This window comes from Kineococcus mangrovi (assembly GCF_041320705.1).
GTDB classification, from domain to species: Bacteria; Actinomycetota; Actinomycetes; order Actinomycetales; family Kineococcaceae; genus Kineococcus; species Kineococcus mangrovi.
In genome coordinates, this window is record NZ_JBGGTQ010000011.1 from 25,356 (window position 1) to 42,924 (window position 17,569).

At 75.1% G+C, this 17,569-nt stretch carries 13 protein-coding genes; 4 read left to right on the forward strand and 9 right to left on the reverse strand.

The features are described from left to right. Position 1 precedes the first annotated feature (1 nt). The 3 genes from AB2L28_RS19290 to AB2L28_RS19300 form a co-directional block, all read right to left on the reverse strand. Complete coding sequence (locus AB2L28_RS19290) at positions 2-2,008, reverse strand: N-acetylmuramoyl-L-alanine amidase (protein WP_370720619.1); 2,007 nt, start codon at positions 2,006-2,008, stop codon at positions 2-4. Positions 2,009-2,493: 485 nt separating this feature from the next. Further along, on the reverse strand, positions 2,494-3,777 hold the full coding sequence (locus tag AB2L28_RS19295; RefSeq protein ID WP_370720620.1) for a DUF1501 domain-containing protein: 1,284 nt from the start codon (positions 3,775-3,777) through the stop codon (positions 2,494-2,496). A gap of 8 nt (positions 3,778-3,785) precedes the next feature. After that, positions 3,786-5,255 (reverse strand): DUF1800 domain-containing protein, encoded by a 1,470-nt coding sequence (locus AB2L28_RS19300; RefSeq protein WP_370720621.1) that lies wholly within the window; start codon positions 5,253-5,255, stop codon positions 3,786-3,788. A gap of 135 nt (positions 5,256-5,390) precedes the next feature. On the opposite strand from AB2L28_RS19300, the gene AB2L28_RS19305 reads away from it, so the two are divergent. Further along, positions 5,391-6,560: an acyltransferase family protein gene (locus AB2L28_RS19305; protein ID WP_370720622.1), complete on the forward strand. Its 1,170-nt coding sequence runs from the start codon at positions 5,391-5,393 to the stop codon at positions 6,558-6,560. On the opposite strand, the gene AB2L28_RS19310 is transcribed toward AB2L28_RS19305, so the two are convergent. From AB2L28_RS19310 to dprE2, 4 genes are all read right to left on the reverse strand, one after another. Beyond that, the gene (locus AB2L28_RS19310; protein ID WP_370720623.1) at positions 6,549-7,922 is read right to left on the reverse strand and encodes a glycoside hydrolase family 15; all 1,374 of its coding nucleotides are present in this window, start codon (positions 7,920-7,922) and stop codon (positions 6,549-6,551) included. The two genes, AB2L28_RS19305 and AB2L28_RS19310, sit on opposite strands and share 12 nt — an antisense overlap. 126 nt (positions 7,923-8,048) lie before the next feature. Further along, entirely contained in the window at positions 8,049-9,233 is a 1,185-nt protein-coding gene (locus tag AB2L28_RS19315; RefSeq protein WP_370720624.1) for an ATP-binding protein, read from the reverse strand. A gap of 79 nt (positions 9,234-9,312) precedes the next feature. Further along, positions 9,313-10,857: a glycosyltransferase family 39 protein gene (locus AB2L28_RS19320; RefSeq protein WP_370720625.1), complete on the reverse strand. Its 1,545-nt coding sequence runs from the start codon at positions 10,855-10,857 to the stop codon at positions 9,313-9,315. Positions 10,858-10,942: 85 nt separating this feature from the next. Next, positions 10,943-11,698 carry a decaprenylphospho-beta-D-erythro-pentofuranosid-2-ulose 2-reductase gene (gene dprE2 / locus AB2L28_RS19325; protein WP_370720626.1) on the reverse strand — a complete coding sequence of 252 codons (756 nt, stop codon included), beginning with the start codon at positions 11,696-11,698 and terminating at the stop codon, positions 10,943-10,945. A 149-nt stretch (positions 11,699-11,847) separates the two neighbouring features. On the opposite strand from dprE2, the gene AB2L28_RS19330 reads away from it, so the two are divergent. Then, positions 11,848-12,765 carry an AEC family transporter gene (locus tag AB2L28_RS19330; RefSeq protein ID WP_370720627.1) on the forward strand — a complete coding sequence of 306 codons (918 nt, stop codon included), beginning with the start codon at positions 11,848-11,850 and terminating at the stop codon, positions 12,763-12,765. A gap of 74 nt (positions 12,766-12,839) precedes the next feature. Continuing rightward, positions 12,840-14,327 (forward strand): DUF2079 domain-containing protein, encoded by a 1,488-nt coding sequence (locus AB2L28_RS19335; protein ID WP_370720628.1) that lies wholly within the window; start codon positions 12,840-12,842, stop codon positions 14,325-14,327. 33 nt (positions 14,328-14,360) lie between these two features. Here AB2L28_RS19335 and galE read toward each other — a convergent pair whose 3' ends face one another. Continuing rightward, entirely contained in the window at positions 14,361-15,323 is a 963-nt protein-coding gene (galE, locus tag AB2L28_RS19340; protein WP_370720629.1) for a UDP-glucose 4-epimerase GalE, read from the reverse strand. Between the two features lie 41 nt (positions 15,324-15,364). Here galE and manA point away from each other — a divergent pair, with 41 nt between their 5' ends. Beyond that, on the forward strand, positions 15,365-16,534 hold the full coding sequence (gene manA / locus AB2L28_RS19345) for a mannose-6-phosphate isomerase, class I (RefSeq protein WP_370720630.1): 1,170 nt from the start codon (positions 15,365-15,367) through the stop codon (positions 16,532-16,534). A gap of 150 nt (positions 16,535-16,684) precedes the next feature. Here the strand turns inward: manA and AB2L28_RS19350 are convergent, their stop codons facing one another. Next, positions 16,685-17,554, reverse strand: coding sequence for a LysR family transcriptional regulator (locus AB2L28_RS19350; protein WP_370720631.1), 870 nt, complete (start codon positions 17,552-17,554; stop codon positions 16,685-16,687). Positions 17,555-17,569: the final 15 nt, after the last annotated feature.

The following is a 17,569-nucleotide window of genomic DNA, read 5'->3' on the forward strand; positions in this document are numbered from 1 at the left end:
GTCACTTCTTCTTCACGGTGAACTTGTTCGTGGACCGCGTCCACGTGAGGGTGCCGCCCTCGAACTCCAGGCGGGTGCCGCCGTCGACGGACACCTCGTCCTTGGTCGGGAACCCCAGGAAGGAGTTCTCCCAGCCCAGGGAGGCCCACGTGTCGCGGAAACCGCCGCTGACCGCGTGCGCCCCGGTCGCCGGCGACCAGTACACCGACCCCTTCTGGAAGTGGTTGTAGTACCCCTTGCCGTTCGGGGTGCGGGTGTCGTCGGTGGTCGGGAAACCCAGCCCGTTCTCCCAGCCCAGGGCGGCCCAGCGGTCCCGGATCGCGCCGGTCGTCCAGCGCGCCCCGGTGGCGGCGGAGTAGTAGATCGAGCCGCCCTGGAAGTGGGTGTACCAGCCGCCCCTGACGGACTCGTCGCCCGTGACCGGGAAACCGGCGGGGCCGCCCTCCCAGCCCATGGACGCCCACTTCTGCCGGATGGCGCCGCGGACCTCGCGGGCCCCGGTGGCCGGGGACCAGTAGATCGACCCGTTCTCGAAGTGGTTGTAGAACCCGCCCTTGGCGGGGGAGTCGTCGGTCGTGGGGAACCCCAGGCCCGTCTCCCAGCCGAGCTGGCCCCAGCGCTGCAGGATCGCTCCGCGGACGGTGTGCGCGCCGGTGGCCTTGGACCAGTAGATCGCGCCGCCGGAGTAGAACCGGTAGGACCCGCCGCCGCCCGGGACGTCGTTCTCGGGGGTCGTGGGGCCGCCCAGCGCACCGGCTCCGCCGACGGCGTCGTACTTGGCGGCGATGGCGGTGATGGAGGCCCCGCCGAGGAGCTGGGCGACGCGGTCGCGGATCCAGCCCATCTTCGTGAACCCGACGTTGCCCGGGCACGCGGTGAACCCGACGTCGCGGTGGGCGTTGATGGTGCGCAGCTTGGCGGTGGTGCCGCGCGCGTAGCGGGCGGTGCCGCCGCCGGCGGAGGTGAGGTAGGTGGTGCCGTCGGCGGGCACGCCGTACATCGACAGCTTCCAGGCGATGACCTGCGCGACGGACTCCAGGCACGCGGAGCTGGGGGCGGCCGAGGTGAAGTCGCCCATCATCGAGACGCCGAAGGTGTCGACGTTGAAGCCACCGGCGTGGGCGCCGACGACGGCCTTGGTGATGCCGCCGGCGCGGCCCTCCCAGATCCCGCCGAAGCGGTCGACGACGAAGTTGTACCCGAGGTCGGCCCAGCCCAGGGAGACCGTGTGGTAGCGGTACATGCCGCGGATGACCGACGGCACCTCGGCCTGGCTGTAGGTGCCGCCGTCGGCGGTGTGGTGGACCACGACGGCCTTGATGGTGTCGCTGTAGCCGGCCCCGCCCTTGCGCAGGGACTCGTCGGCGCCCCACTGGGCGCGGGTCCTGACGGTCGGCTGCGGCAGGACCTTGGGGGAGGCCTTGGTGGCGAGCGTGTCGGCCCCGCCGGGTGCCTCGGCGGGGCTCGACAGCGTCGTGCGGGCCAGGGCGGAGGACTCCCCGGCGTCGACGAGCTGGAGGTGGGCGTCGGCGACGTCGACCTTCGGCAGCCGGACCTGGACGGTCGCGCCGGTGCCCAGGGCGCCGACCCACAGGGGGTCCGAGGCGGTGACCGAGCGGCGGCCCTCGGCGGTGTCGGGGTCGGGTTCGGAGTCGTTCAGGGGCAGGTCGCTCCAGGCGGTCCACGTCCCGCCGGCCGTCCGGGTGCGGACGGAGATCGTGTCGGTGGAGGCCCCCGAGGGGAACGTGACGCCGACCATGTGGCCGCCGTCCACCTCGACGCCGACGACGGTCAGGCCGGAGCCGGCGCCGGCCTCGCTGGACAGCAGGGCGGCCGAGCGCTGGGCACCGAGGGGGAAGGCGCGGGTGGAGCCGCCGACCTGGAGGGCGGCGGGGGTCAGGGCGCTGGCCGAGCCGGCGCCGGCGGCGAGGGAGGCACCGAGGACGCCGGTGCCGACGGCCCCGGTCAGCAGGGCGCGGCGGGACAGGGGGGTCTGGACGGACCGCATCGGGTTCGTTCCTCTCTGGCGGGGGCGGTGCTCACTGCCGGTGTTCGCTGCGTGTGGGGCACACCCACACGGGCGAACGCTCGGCCTCGGCATCGGCGCGTCGACTCCCGACCTTGAGCGTGTCGCTCCCGGGAGGTACCCGGTGCGTCACGCAAAGTAGGGGACGATGCCCGTGGTGTACAAGGTGCCGGAGTGGTCAACCTCGTAACACCTCTGTGGTCACTCGTTCACTCTACGTCACAATCGGCGCAGGAGTCCCAGGTCTTGAGCACGTTTCCGGCACTGGTTCTCCGGGGAAACGACACAGCCCCCCGTGCCCCGCAGGGGGTTCGGAGGGCTGGTCCGGCGCAGGTTCAGCGCGGGGAGAGCTGGTGGTCAGAGGCGGAACAGGCCCGGGCCAGTCCGGGCCCAGCGTGTTCACAGGGTGGGTTCGGGGGACGCCCGCCCGGGTGTTCCGTCACTCCCAGTCACCAGACGGCTCGGGGTCAGCGGGCGCGCACCACCCCGAGCTGCGACCCGCCGAACCCGGGGAAGATCGTCTGCAGCGACCCGGCCCCGCAGCGCTTCTGCAGCACCTCGCCGATGACGGCGCGGTAGTCCGTGGTCCCGGCCAGGTCGCCGTCGACGAGGCGGTCCGCGCCCAGGCCCGGCCACGCGCCGTGCACCCGGCCGCCCACGACCCCGCCCCCGAGCAGCAGGACCGCGTTGCCGTGGCCGTGGTCCAGACCCCCCGAGGCGTTCTCCTCCACGCGGCGGCCGAACTCCGACAGCGTCACCAGCGTCGTCGAGCCGAACGCCGGCCCCAGGTCGGTCGCGAACGCCGCCAGCGCCGAGGACAGCTCGGTCAGCTTGTCCCGCATCCAGCCGCCGTCGACGCGTCCCAGCCCCGCGTGCATGTCCCAGTCGCCGTAGTCCAGGGCGATGACCTGCACGGGCGCCCCGGACTTCTTCAGCAGCGCCGCCTGCGCCAGCGCGCGCCCGAGGTCGGAACCGGGGTAGGCGGCGCCGTTCGCCGGCCCGGCCCCCGTCCCCGGCAGCTTCGCGACGTCCTCCATCGCCCTCAGCAGGGTGTTCGCGGGAGCCGCGACCTCCGGGCGGGCACCGGTGTGCATGCGGCGCAGCGCGGCGTGCCACGTCGGGCGGTCGTCGCCGGGGCCGATGAGGCTGAACCCCTCCAGGGACGTCGTGGTCGTCTCCTGCGCCGGCCCGGCGAACGAGCGCGGCGGCTGGTTCGAGATGCCCACCGCGTTCAGGACCGACCCCGTGCCGAGCGAGCCGATCGTCCGGTCGATCCAGCCGGTGCGCACCGAGCTGCCCGGCGCCGCCGTCTCCATCTGCTCCATGGCGGCGAAGTGCGACCGCGTCGGGTCCGACTGCCCCACGGCGTGCACGACGCCGAACGTCCCGCTCTTCCAGAACGGCACGAGGGGGGCCATCGCCGGGTGCAGCCCGAACATCTGGTCCAGGCCCAGCAGGGTCGAGCGGGGGACCGCGATGGTGGGCCGCGCCGCGTAGTAGGCGCCGTCCCCACCGGGCACGACGGCGGACAGCCCGTCGAAGCCGCCGTGCAGGCTGAGGACGACGAGGGTCTCCCCGTTCCACCCGGGGGCGGCGAAGGACACCTGCGTCGAGACGTCGCCGACGGCGTACGTCGTGACACCGGCGGCGGCGGCCGCCAGGGCCGTGCGCAGGACGGAGCGGCGCGAGAGGAGGCGGGAGCCCTCCTCGCAGCCGCAGTGCGGGTCGTTCCGGGTGCCGGCGGTGCTCACGGGACTCCTCAGCGGATCGTGAAGGACGGGGTGTCGAGGGTCAGGGCGACGAGGTAGCGCAGGTTGTCCCGCACCCACCGGTCCCCGGCCGAGCAGGGCGAGCCCTCCGACCGGCCGGCGTAGAGCAGGAGCCCGGCCTTCTCGTCGGCGGTCAGCCGGCTGCCGGTGATCCGCACGCCCAGGGCGTCGACGAGGCCGCCGAACGTGGGGGGGATGCTCGCCAGCAGCTGCAGGGCGGGGGTGAAGCGCAGCTCCGGCGGGTACCAGCCCGCGGCGAAGTCCATGTGCCGGTTCCAGCGCGCGAGCGTCCCGCTGGGCGAGGTCCACGCGGCGGCGACGTCGGGGTAGCCGTTGGGGGCGGGCCACGCCATCGGCGCGTGCCCCTGGTCCAGCACGTGCCAGTAGATCTTGGTGATCCCGCCGACGCCGCCGGTCTCCATGCCGGTGCCCAGCGTGCGCAGCGTCGCGACGTAGTCCTCCTGCGGGGTGCGGACCTTCTGCCCCGCCGAGGCCCAGAAGTGGGGGGAGTCGAACATTGTCCGCAGGACCGGGACGACCTGACCGCCCGTCTGGACCCAGGTGCGGGCCATCGCGTCCAGCAGCGCGGCGGGCGGGGTGTCGGAGACGAAGCGGGTCGCGAGCTTGCCGCACAGGCGGCGGGCCGTGACGGGGTGGACGGCCAGCCAGCGCAGGTAGGCGTCGATCCACCCGTCGCCGTCGGCGGCCGAGTGCGGCGGGACGGTGAAGCCGTAGACCGTCCGGCCGCCGCCGTCGTGCCGGCCCGCCTCGTAGACGCCCCCGCCGTCGCGACCGACGGTCAGGCCCGTCAGCAGCCGCGCGGAGCCCTTCACGTCGGCCTCGGAGTACCCGGACTCCACGCCCAGGGTGTGCAGCTCGAGCAGCTCGCGGCCGTAGTTCTCGTTGGGCCGGGCCGCGGTCGAGCTCGCGTTGTCGAGGTAGGTGAGCATCGCGGGGTGCCGGGCCGAGGCCACGAGCATGTCGCCGAAGGTGCCGAGGGCGTGGCGGCGGACGACGTTCCGGTCGTAGTCCTGGCGGCTCGCCCAGACCTCCGAGCTCGGGTTCGTGACGTGCAGGACGTTGTTCCAGACGTCGACGACGACCTCGAACAGCTGCCGGGTGCTCCAGATCTGCCGGGCCAGCGTGAGGCGGCCCGTCTCGAACATGGCGTTCCACTCCGTCGCGGCGTAGCCGCCGGCCCACAGGTCCTGGGCCGAGCGGCCGTAGAACCGCATGCGGCCCGCGAAGGCGTCGACCGCCCCGTCGTCCAGCGCCGCGGGGTCCAGCTGCCGGTCCAGCCAGGCCGCCGTCCCGAGGCGGGCCACCTCGGCGAGGGAGTCCGGGGTCGGCCCCCACGTCGCCCGCCGCAGCAGGTGCAGCTGGTCGGCCGGGGCCTCGTGCGCGAACGGGGCGGGCGCCGCCCGCCGGCGGCCGCGGGGGATGAGGGGCGAGGTGGGCACGGCCACTTCTCGGCAGACGATCTCCGCGGCTTGAGCCGGACGGGTGGGGCCGGCGACCGCGCCCGGCGCTGCGCGCCGTCCACGCAGCTCCCGCCGGTCGCGCAGCTCCCGCGGGGGCGGTCATGCTCGGGGACCGTGACCCGGACCACCCGCCAGATGCCGCCGACCGCGCCGACGACCGGGTCGGCCCGACCCGTCGGCGGCGGCGGCGGAGCCGGGCGGGGCGAGCGGCTCCGGGCGCTGGACGCGCTGCGGCTGCTCGCCGCCCTGGCCGTGCTGGCCTTCCACTTCACCGCCCGCGACCACACCCGCTGGGGTGCGCTGACCGGCGACGTGTTCCCGCACCTGTCCGCGGTCACCGCCTACGGCTACGCCGGGGTGCACCTGTTCTTCGTCGTCAGCGGTGTCGTCATCACGGCCTCGGCCGGGGGTCGCGGCCTGGCCGCCTTCGTGGCCTCCCGGGTCAGCCGGCTCTACCCCGCCTACTGGGCCGCGGTCCTCCTGACCGCCACCCTGCGCTGGGCCTGGCCGGGGTTCGGCGACCGCACCCCCGCCCAGGTCGCGGTGAACCTGACGATGTTCCAGGACCTGTTCGGGGTGCCCCGGGTCGACGGCGTCTACTGGACGCTGTGGGTGGAGATGCAGTTCTACCTGCTCGTGGCGGTCCTGCTGCTGGTGGGCTGGAGCCGCCGGCGACTGCTGGTGGCGGCGACGTGGGTCCCGGCGCTGTGCACCGCGGTCGTGCTGGCCGTCCCGCGGGCCGCGGGGGTGGTGACGCTGCTCGGGTACGCCCCGCTGTTCGCGGCGGGGATCGTGCTGCACGTCCTGCACCGCGACGGGCCCACGGTCCGGCGCTGGCTGCTGCTGGCCCTGACGACGGCCCAGGCCGCGCTCCTGGCCGCCTTCGCGCAGGCCCCCGCGGTGGGGGACCTCGTCAGCCGGACGCCGGTCTCGCCCGTGGTCCTCGCCGCGGTGGTGACCGGGTGCGTGGGGCTCGTGGCGGTCACGGTGCTCGTGCCGCGGGTGCGGGCGGTGGACCGGCGGTGGCTGACCGCCGCCGGGGCGCTGACGTACCCGCTGTACCTGACGCACGAGTACGTCGGGTGGGCCCTCATCGAGGTCCTCGCCCCGCACACCGGCCGCTGGGTCACCCTGGCCCTCGCCGTCACCGGGTGCCTGGTCCTGGCCCGGGCCGTCCACCGCCTCGTCGAACGCCCGCTGCAGCGTCCGCTCCGGTCGTGGCTGCTGGCCCGGCTGACCCGGGCCGCCCCGGAGCACCGGCGGCCACCGGGCTCAGCGGGGTGAACCGGACGGTCCCCACCGGTCGTCGAGGTGGTCCAGCGCCAGCAGGACGTTCGCCGCGCTCCACCCCAGGGGTGCCGGCCCCGCCGGCGACCCGTCCGGCAGGACCTTCTCGGAGATGCTGCCCCCGGCCGCGCGGTGCGCGTCCAGCCACGACAGCCAGTGCTGCGCCCGCGCGTGCCGGCCGCAGGCCGCGGCGGTGGACGCGACCAGGGAGACCTCCGGGGTCCAGGAGATCCCGTCGTCCTTCCACCCCACGCCCGGGGCGAGCCCGCCGGCGGGCCGGGCCGCGTCGCGCTGGTAGGTCCTCCAGGCCGCCAGCACCCCGGGGCGGGCGGCCGTGGTGAACGGCGGCAGCAGGAAGCACGTCGACGCGCACGGCCCCGTCCCGTCGCCGTCCCCGTCGGACTCGGCGTAGCGCTGGTACCCGCTGGGGGCGAACGCCGCGTGCACGACGTCCTCCTGCCGGGCCGCGGCGCGGTGCAGCCCGCGGGCCGCCGCGGCCATCCCCAGGTGGTCGTGCACCAGGGCCGCGTGCCGCAGGCCGAGCAGGATGACCGCGGCGGTGCCCAGCGTGAGCCGGCGCTCCCGGCGTTCCCAGTAGTCCGAGGACGGCGACGGCAGCCGGGCGCCGTTCTCCGTCTGGCGCAGCAGGTAGACGCTGGTGCGTCGCAGCAGCGGTGACAGCGGAGCGGGGGTCAGGCCCGGGTCGTCGAGGTCGGCGGGGCGCTGGAAGGGGCTGCCGGGCGCCGTGAGCACCTCCGCCACCGCCCACGCCGCCCACCCGGCACCGTCGGCCTGCGCGTGCCGGGAGTCCGGGGCCCGCCCCGTGCTGTCGTACCGGGCCTCGAACCCGCCGTCGTCGCTGCGGTCCTGGACCGCGCGCAGCCACGCCAGGATCGAGACGGCCTCCCGCAGGTGCCCGGTGCGCGCGAACGCCGCCGCGGCGAACGCCCCGTCCCGGGGCCAGGAGTAGCGCCAGGCCCCCGCGGGACCGGCGATGAACGTCTCGGGGAACTCCCCGGACCCGTTGCGCTGCAGCAGGCGCCGCAGGTCGACCAGGGCCTGGCGGGACATCGCCTCGAACGCGCCGCCGACGCCGGGGACGCGACCGGCGGCCACCCACGCCCGCTCCTGGTCGGCGACGGCGGACCAGTCGGGATCACCGGGCCACCCCCGCAGGCCGGGCAACGCCCCGGCGTCCGAGCGGGGCCACCACAGCGCCGCCGCCCCCGCGGCGAGCGCGCCCGCCGCGGTGCCGGCGAGGAGCGCGCGGCGGTCCGGGTGCCGCCGGGTGCCCCCACGGGCCGCCGCCGACGCAGGCTGCAGCGACGGCGCGACGTCGTCGGGGAGCCTGGAGCGCACCGCGACAGTCTCCCCCAGGAGCCGGGCGTGACGTTCCCGCACCCCCGGAAGCGTTGGAGCCGTCGGGACGCACGACACCACCTCGGCGTGGCCGGCAACGTGACGGTGGACTGACGGTGGCGACGGTCAGGACTCCGGCTGACGCCGGATGTACTCGTCCATGTGCGGGACGGTGAACTGCAGCAGACCGCGGTCGGGTGCGTAGATGAGTCCCTTCTTGATGAGCCCGTCACGCGTGACGCTGAGGTCGCTGGGCTTCCTCTTGCCGAGCCTGGTCACGAGGTCGGCGATCTGGCTCCGGCCGGCGTCTTCGGCCATGGCTCGCATGAGCGTCTTCTGCGCCGGTGTCGCCCGGTTCCAGCGGGAGTGGAACAGGCTGTCGTCCAGCACCGCGGTGGCCTCGGCGATCGCCACCTCCGCGTCCCGGAGATTGATCACATCGGGACCGGTGGCCAGTCGCCACGCCTGGTCGCCGAAGACCTGGACGAAGTAGGGGTAGCCGCCGGAGACCTCCACGAGCCGATCGAGGGCGGCCCGTTCGTACCGGACGCCTTCTTCCGCGGCGGGGTCCGCGAAGGCCGCCCTGGCGTCGGTCGTGGACAGGGCACCGACCTGCACGAAGTGGAACCGCTCGGCGTAGGAGCGCACCTCGGCGAGTCGTGCCGGCACGTTGGGCAGACCCGCGCCGTAGAGGTGGAACGGCCAGTCGTTCTGCGCGGCACGGTGCTGCACGGAGATGAGGGCGCTCAGCGTCGCGGGGTCGAGGTCCTGGATCTCGTCGACGAAGACCCCGAAGCCGGTTCCGCTCTCCCGCAGGGCGGGTACGACGTCGTGCACCAGTTCCTCGAGGTCCAGCTCGGGGTCCCCGGTGTCGCCGCGGCCGCGGCTGGGGTCCACATCCAGGCTCAGTTCGACCCCCGATGCGCCTGCTGCGACCGAGAACGAGCTGAGGGTCTCGAGAGCGCGCCTCCAGGACTCGCTGAGCGACGACCGCCGGCCAGCGGTCCTGCGGGCTGCCGCGACGAGACCCCGGGCGAGGCGCTGCTTCGTGCGGTGCTGCTCCGCCGCCTCCTGCTTGCCCTCGATCTCGACCGTCAGCCAGCCGGCCGACTCGGCCTGAGCGTGCAGGGCCTTCAGCAGCACCGTCTTCCCGACCCCGCGGAGACCGTGGAAGATCGGAGCGGTGGCGGAGCGGCCGCGAGCGGTCCGGTCGACGACGACCTGCCCGGCGGTGAGTTCGGAGTCTCGACCGACCAGAGCGGGGGGACGCTTGCCGGCGCCGGGGGTGTAGGGGTTGAACCTCTGGTCCATGCGCCCACCTCTCTCACGTCGTATAACAAGATTTATTATACGAGGTCAGAGAGCTTGACGCACGACTCCGTGGGCGGGCTCAGCCCGCGCCGCGCGCCCCCGGGTCCAGCACGTACAGCTTGACGCTGAACGCGCGCTTCTCCTCGGTCGAGACGAGCTGGTAGTCCTCGTCGAGCAGGCGTTTCAGCTCGCGGTCCTCCGGCGTCTTCGTGACGACCTGCCCGACACCGCCGATGACCCAGATCCGGCCCACGCCCGCCACGTGCCTCCACAGCTGCGGCGCCTCGACGGTCGTGCCGACCAGGGTGGAGGACTCCGTCGCCGTCCGCTCCAGCGCGATGTCGTCGAGCCGGGCGAAGTCCTCGGGGTACAGCTGCGTGAGGACGCGGTAGCGGTACTCCCCGTCGGGCAGGAACAGCAGCCCGTCCCCGGGGCGGGCGTGCGCGGCGACGTAGGCCGCCGTGCCCCGCAGGTCCTCGGCGTGCCCGATGGTGGGGGAGCGGAAGACGAACTGCATGTGCAGCCCGGTCACGGTCATCACCGCGACCAGGAGCCCGGCCAGGCCGGCCAGCAGGCGGGGGCGCAGCCGCACGGTGACGACGGCCGCGAGCGCCAGGCACGTGCCGGGGGCGACGAAGACGAGGTAGCGGGTCGTCCAGAACGGGGTGACCTGCGAGATCGCCCACAGCAGCGGCCAGGGCAGGACGCCCCACAGCAGCCCCACGAGGACGAGCCGGCGGGCCCGGCCCCGCCACACCGCCGCGGCGACGGCGAGCGCCGCGGCGGCGACCGCGACCGGCGAGGAGCCGAGGGCGAACAGGACGTGGCTGCCGAGCTCGGCGAGCGCGGGGCGCCGCAGGAAGGCGACCTGCCCGCTCTGGGCGTCCTGGGCCAGCAGCAGCGGGACGGAGACGAGCAGCCCGGCCAGGGCGGCCGCGGCCGCGCGGGCGCAGGTGCGGCGGCCGGCGGCGAGCGCCCACCCGGCCTGGGCGAGCAGGACCAGCGCGGCCACGGTGTTGAGGGCGATGAGCACCGGCACGGACAGCGCGTACGCGACCCACCAGCGACGGGTGGCGCGCGCCGAACCGGCCCGGACGAGGAGGTAGGTGCCGAGCGTGGCGACCAGCGTGGCCAGCGCGTAGGGCCGGGCTTCCTGCGCGTACCGGCTGACGAACGGCATCGACACGAACAGCGCGGCCGCGGTGGTCCCGGCGAGCCGGGCGGTGCCCGGTCCGACGGCCCCCGCCGCCAGCCGGCGCCCCAGGCCGTAGAGCACCGGGGCGGTGAGGGCGGCCGCGACGACGGAGATCGAGCGGGCCTGGACGACGTCGACGCCGGACCCGAACAGGGCGTGGGTCAGGAAGTAGAAGGGCGCGTGGACGAGGTCGACCGTCTGCACGAGCGCCCAGATCTGCTCGGGCGTGCGGGAGGCGACGGCGATCGTGACGGCCTCGTCCCGCCACGGGCTCGGGGTGCCGAGCCGCCAGGAGAACACCACCGCCGCCGCGACCGTCGCCACGACGCCGACGAGGAGGTCGGCCCGCCCCCGCGCGGGACGCAGGGGCGCCGGGGCGGGGCCCCTGTCCCGGCCGGGACGGCGACGCGCCGCCGGGACCTCACCCACGGCCGTGGCCGGGGCGTCGGGGCGGGTGTGCGTGCTCGACAGGGGGACCTCTCAGTTCAGCTGGGCGGTGCGGGCCGGGCGCCGGTCAGATCGGCAGCTTGCGGAACACGGGGGCCGGCACGTGCCGCAGCGCGGACATCACCCACCGCATGGGCTCGGGGGCCCAGACGGTCTCCTTGCCGGTGCGGACCGCGTCCACGGCCACCTCGGCGACCTGCTCGGCGGACACCGACAGCGGGGCCTTGTCGAGGCCTGCGGTCATCTTCGTGGTGACGAAGCCGGGTCGCACCACGACGACGCGCACCCCGCTGGGGCGCAGGGCCTCGCGCAGACCGGTGAAGAAGGCGTCGAACCCGGCCTTGGAGGAGCCGTAGACGAAGTTGGACCGGCGGGCACGCTCACCGGCGACGCTGGACAGGGCCACCAGGACGCCGTGGCCCTGGGCCCGCAGCCGGGCGGCGAGGTGCACGCCGAGGTTGACGGGCGCGGTGTAGTTGACGGTGGCCACGTCGACGGCGGCGCGGGCGTCCTGCCAGGAGACCTCGTTGTCGCCCAGGACGCCGAAGGCCAGGACGGTCACGTCGACGTCGCCGTCGGCGAACGCCTCCTCCAGCACGCGCTCGTGGCCGGGCAGGTCGGTGGCCTCGAAGTCGACGGTGCGCACCCGGTGGCCCCGGCGGTGCAGCCGGGCGACGGCCTCGTCGCGGCGGGCTCCGGCACGGGCGGCCAGGGTCACCTGCAGCGGACGCTGCGGGCTGAGCCGCTCCACGATGGCCAGGCCGATGTCGGAGGTACCCCCCAGGAGGAGGACGGAGGAGGGGTTCCCGAGGGCGTCGATCACGGTGCTCGACCCTAGCAACGCCGTCCGGGGGTCCCCGGCGAACGGACGGCCCCGGCCCCGATCGTGAGCCGACCGTGACCCGTGACCGGGTGCCGGTAACCTCCTGCGGTGATCCGCCCCCGCTCCTGCCCCCCGTCCCCGGGCAGGCCGTGAGCGGCGTCCTCACCGGTTTCGTCGTCGTCGCCACGCTCGTCGCCGTCGGGTACGTCCTGGGGCGCACGGGGGTCCTGGGGCCCACGGGGCAGGTCGTCGTGTCCCGGCTCGTGTTCTTCGTCGGGTCGCCCGCGCTGCTCGTCCAGACCCTCGCCGGGGCGGACGTCCGCTCGCTGCTGTCGGCGCAGCTGATCGTCACGGGTGCCTCGGTGCTCGTCGCCCTCGGCCTGTGGCTGGTGCTCGCCCGGTGGCGGTTGCGGCTGGGCCGGGACGTCCTCGTCGTCGGCGGGCTGAGCAGCTCCTTCGTCAACGCCGCCAACATCGGCCTGCCCGTGGCGGCCTACGTGCTGCAGGACCTGACGGCGGTGCTGCCGGCGATGCTGCTGCAGATGGTCGTGCTCACCCCGCTCGCCCTGGGGGTCCTGGACGTCGGCCGGCACCGCGGGGGGCCGAGCGCCCGCCGCCTGCTGGCGCCGCTGGCCAACCCGGTCCTGCTGGCCAGCGCGGTCGGGATCGTGCTGTCGCTGACGGGCTGGCCGGTGCCGACGGCGCTGGCCCAGCCGCTGGACCTGCTGGCCGGGTTCGCGATCCCCGGGGCGCTGGTGGCGTTCGGGTTGTCCCTGCACGGGCGCAGCACCCACGGGTGGCGGGCGCCGGAGGTGCTCCTGGCCAGCGTCCTGAAGGCGTTCGTGCAACCGGCCGCCGCCTACGTCGTGGCCCGGTTCGCGCTGGGCCTGGACGAGCAGACCGTGTTCGCCGCGACGGTCGTGGCGGCGCTGCCGACGGCGCAGAACGTCTTCACCTACGCCGTCCGCTACGACGTCGGGCGCGACCTGGCCCGCGACACCGTGCTGGTGACGACGGTCCTGGTCGCGCCCGTGCTGGTCCTCGTCAGCGTGCTCCTGCCGCACTGACCCGCTCTGCGACCCGCGGCCCGGGATCCCGGTGGTCCCGGGGCTCGGGCAGGGGTCGGTACTAGCGTGTCGTGGTGAGCGGCGCCCCTGCACCAGCGCGAGCACGGCCGTCCCCGTCGTTCCCGGTGCGCTCGGCCGCGCCGCCCGCCCTCTGGTTCCTGCTGTCGCTGCTGCTGTACGCCGGCACCGGCTCGCTGCGCTACCGGGCGGGACGGGTCGGCTCCTACGACCTGGGGATCTTCGCCCAGGCCGCCGAGGGGTGGGCCGCCGGCGACGGCCCCGTCTCGGACCTGCGCGGACCCGGGTACCTGCTGCTGCAGGAGCACTTCAGCCCCGTCACGGTGCTGTTCGTGCCCGGCTGGTGGCTGTGGCCCGATCCGCGCAGCCTCGTCCTCACGCAGGCCCTGGTGCTGGCCGTCGCGGTCGCGGTCGTCGCCGTCGCTGCTGCCCGCCGGCTCCCACCAGGCGCGGCGGCCGCGCTGACGGCCGCGTTCGCCGTCTCGTCCGGGGTCCTCGACGCGGCCCGTTTCGACGTGCACGAGGTCGCCTTCGCCGCGCCGCTGCTGGCGCTGGTCTGCTCGGCGGTGCTGGAGGACCGGCCACGGGCCGCGTTCTGGTCCGCGGCGCCGCTGCTGCTGGTCAAGGAGGACCTGGGTGCCACCGTCTGCGCCCTGGCGCTGGTGCTGTGGTGGCGCGGGCACCGCACCTGGGCGGTGCGGACCGCCGTTCTCGGCGTGGTCGGCGGCCTGGTCGGTGTCGGGACCGTCGTCTGGTTCAACCCCCAGCACACCGTGCCGTTCCTGGGCTTCCTCACCGGCGCAACCGCCACCGCGGACACGCCGCTGAGCGCCCGGCTGCTGGAGGCCGCCGCGCTGGTGGGGTTGCTGGTCCTGACCGGTGGCGTGGTGTGGGTGCGGTCCTCGCTGGCGGTGCTGGTGGTGCCGACGCTGCTGTGGCGCCTGGGGTCGAGCAACCCCAGCTACTGGCTGTCGCACCTGCACTACGACCTCGTGCTGATGCCCGTGATCACCTCCGCCCTGCTCGACGTCCTCAGCCGTTCCCCCGTGGCTCGTCTCACGGCTGGTCCGGCGGTGCGTTCCCGAGCGTGGGTGCGGCCGGCGGCGTTGACGTGCGCGGTCGCCACGGCCGCGGTGCAGCTGGTGGTGCACCCTCCGCTGCCCCGGCCGGCGCAGGCGTGGTCGGCCGACGTGCCGGCACAGGTGCAGGCCGCGGCCGCTCTCATCCCGGACGGGGCGAGCGTGGCCGCGGACAACAACACCGGCCCCTACCTGGTGTCCCGGTTCCGGGTGCGGATGTGGTCCTACGACCACAGCACCCGAGCCCGGTGGATCGTGGTCGACACCGCTCGCAGCTCCTACGTCGCGCCCCTGGAGGGCAAGGCAGCGACCGTGGCGGCGCTGCGCCAGGTGCCGGGGGTGAGCGTGGAGCAGGTCGGCGACTACGCCGTGATCGGTCTGCCGTGCGAGGGCTGGGTGCGGCAGGTCCAGCCCGCGGCCCCGCGGCCGCAACCGACTCCGGTGTGGGAGTCCGGGTGTTCCTGAACAGCGGGACGGCACGCACCCGGCCGCGCCGCCTCAGCGGCGCCACGCCTCCCAGGCGCTCGTCACGATGTCGTGCAGGCTCTTCGTCGCGCTCCACCCCAGCGTGGAGGTGATGCGCTCGACGTCGGCGATCAGCTGCGGCGGGTCCCCGGGGCGGCGGGCGTGGACGACGGGGTCGACGTCGACGCCGGTGACGGCGCGGACCTCGGCGAGCACCTCCAGCACCGAGGCGCCCGTGCCGGTGCCGACGTTGAACGTGTCGAAGGGGCGCTCGTCGGTGCCGAGGTGGTCCAGGGCCGCCAGGTGCGCCTGCGCGAGGTCCAGGACGTGGACGTAGTCGCGGATGCACGTGCCGTCGGGGGTGGGGTAGTCGTCCCCGAACACGGCGGGTGCCTGCCCGGCGTCGAGCGCGGAGAACACGATGGGGATGAGGTTCATGACGGCCGAGTCGCCCAGGTCGTCCCAGCCGGCACCGGCGACGTTGAAGTAGCGCAGGTTCGCCGTGCGCAGCCCCCAGGCCACCCCGGCGGCCCGGCTCATCCACTCGCCCACGAGCTTGGTCTGGCCGTAGGGGTTGATGGGTTCGGCCGGGCCGTCCTCGCGCACGACCGCCGTCGACGGGGCGCCGTAGGTGGCCGCGGAGGAGGAGAAGACGAGCCGGCCGACACCGGCGGTCTCCATGGCCTGGAGCAGGTTCGCCATCCCGCCGACGTTCTGCGACCAGTACCGCGCGGGCTGGGCCACCGATTCCCCGACCTGCTTGCGGGCGGCGAAGTGGATGACGGCCTCGACGTCGTGCTCGGCGAACGCCGCCGCCAGGGCCGGGGCCGCGGCGTCGGTGCCGAGGTCGACCTCCACGACGGGCGCGTCACCGACCCGCTCGGCCCGCCCGTTGGACAGGTCGTCGACGACGACGACGTCCGTGCCGCGCTGCTGCAGCAGCCGCACCACGTGGGACCCGATGTAGCCGGCACCGCCCGTCACGAGAACGCTCATGGCAGCGACCGTACTCGAACGCGTGTGGCAGCCTGCCCGGTGTGCTGAGACTGACCAACACCGTCCAGCCCTACGCCTGGGGCTCGACGACGGCGATCCCGCGGCTGCTCGGCCGCGAACCCGACGGCCGCCCGCAGGCGGAGCTGTGGATCGGTGCCCACCCGGGGGCGCCGTCGCTGGCCGACGGCGTGCCCCTGGACGAGCGCATCGCGCAGTCCCCGGAGCGGTTCCTCGGCCCCGACGGCGGGCAGCGGCTCGGTTTCCTGCTCAAGGTGCTCGCGGCGGGGGCGCCGTTGTCGCTGCAGGCCCACCCCGACAGCGCGACCGCCGCCCGCCGGTACGCGCAGGAGGAGGCGCGGGGAGTCCCGGCCGACGCCCCGCACCGCCTCTACAAGGACGACTCGCACAAACCCGAACTGCTGTACGCCCTCGAACCGTTCGCCGCGATGGCCGGTTTCCGCTCACCCGGTGCGGCGCACGACCTGCTCGCCGGGCTCGAACTGCCCGCGCTGCCGCCGGACGCGCGCGAGGTGTTCGACGGTCTGCTGGACGTGCTCGCCGGGTCCGACGTCCCGGCCGCGCTGAAGGAGGCGACCCGGTTGCTGCTGACGGCGCCGGCCGAGGCCGTCGGCCCGCTCGTCGAGGCCGTCGCCAGCGCGTGCGCGGACTCCGACGACCCGTCGGCCGAGTGCGTCGTGGAACTGGCCGGGCACTACCCGGGCGACGCGGGCGTGCTGGTGTCGGTGCTGCTGAACCAGGTGCGGCTGGCCCCCGGGGAGGCGCTGTACCTGCCCGCCGGCAACGTGCACGCCTACCTGTCCGGCACCGGGGTGGAGCTGATGGCCAGCTCCGACAACGTCCTGCGCGGCGGGCTGACGCCCAAGCACGTCGACGTGCCCGAACTGCTCGACGTCCTCGACTTCCGCGAGCTGCCGCCGCCGCTGCTGGCCCCGCGGGACGTCTCGCCCGTCGAGCAGGTGTTCTGCCCCCTGCCCGACTTCGCCCTCACCGTGCTGACGCTCGGTCCCGACGAGCGCTGGGAGCGGCCGGTCCCGAGGGCCGTGCTCGTGCTGGAGGGCACCGCCCGGCTGACCTCGGCGGCGGGGTCGCTGGAGCTGGGGCGGGGGGAGAGCGCGTTCGTCACGGCCGCCGAGCACCCCGTCACCGTCAGCGGGGCGGGCCGGCTCGCCGCGGCCTCGCCCGGGGACTGACCATTCCGCCCGTCCGTCGGGTCTGCCGCCCGTCGTGCCCCGGCACCCGCTGCGCCGCCCACGGCGCGGGGGACGTCCACGACCGGGCGGTCTGGCGGCGCTGATCGTCGGTGCCGTCGCCGCGCCTGGACGACCTCGCCGGGGGAGCGCTCAGCCTTCCCCGGCGTAGAGCTCGCCGGCCAGCTCGGCCAGCGCGGGTGCCCACGCCGGTCCGGCGTCGCGCCACCACCCCAGCCAGACCGGTACCGGGTCGGCGTCGACGACGGGGCGGTAGACGACGCCCGGCCGCTGGTGCTGCCACGTCGTCGCCTCGGTGGTGATGCCGACCGCCTGCCCGGCGGCGATGAGGGTCAGCCACTCGTCCACGCCGCGGGTGTCGCGGGTGGCCGCCGGCACCGTCCCCGGCGGCCACAGGTCCCGGGTGGTGGTGCCCGTGCGGGCGTCGCTGCCGATGACGGCGCCGTGGAAGTCGTGCAGGCGCACCCTGCGCCGGCGGGCCAGCGGGTGCGCCGAACCGACGGCCGCCCACCGGCTCTCGGTGCCCAGCAGGGCGGTGGCGAACCGGCGCCCGTCCAGGCGGCGGCGGGTGACGGCGACGTCGACGAGGCCCTCCTGCAGGCCCGCCGTGCCCGTGCTCGTCTGGGTGAAGACCAGCGTGGATCCTGGGTGCCGCTGCCGCCAGCGCTCCTGCAGGACGGTGGTGTGCCGCCCCAGCGCGGCCCAGGCGTACCCGACCCGCACCTCGCCCTCGAGGCCGCCGTCGTCCCGGGCCAGGCGGGTGATGGCGTCGACCTCCTGCAGCACCCGGTGGGCGTGCACGGCGATGCGCCCGCCGGCCGCGGTGGCGACCGCGCCGCGGGGGGTGCGCTGCAGCACGTGCACCCCGAGCTCGCGCTCCAGAGCGGCCACCAGCCGGGAGACGGACGCCTGGGTGGTGCCCAGGGCGATCGCCGCGTCGGTGAAGGTGCCCTCCTCCAGCACGCTCAGCAGGGCCCGCAGGTGACGCACCTCGACCGCCATGCGCTCAGCGTATGG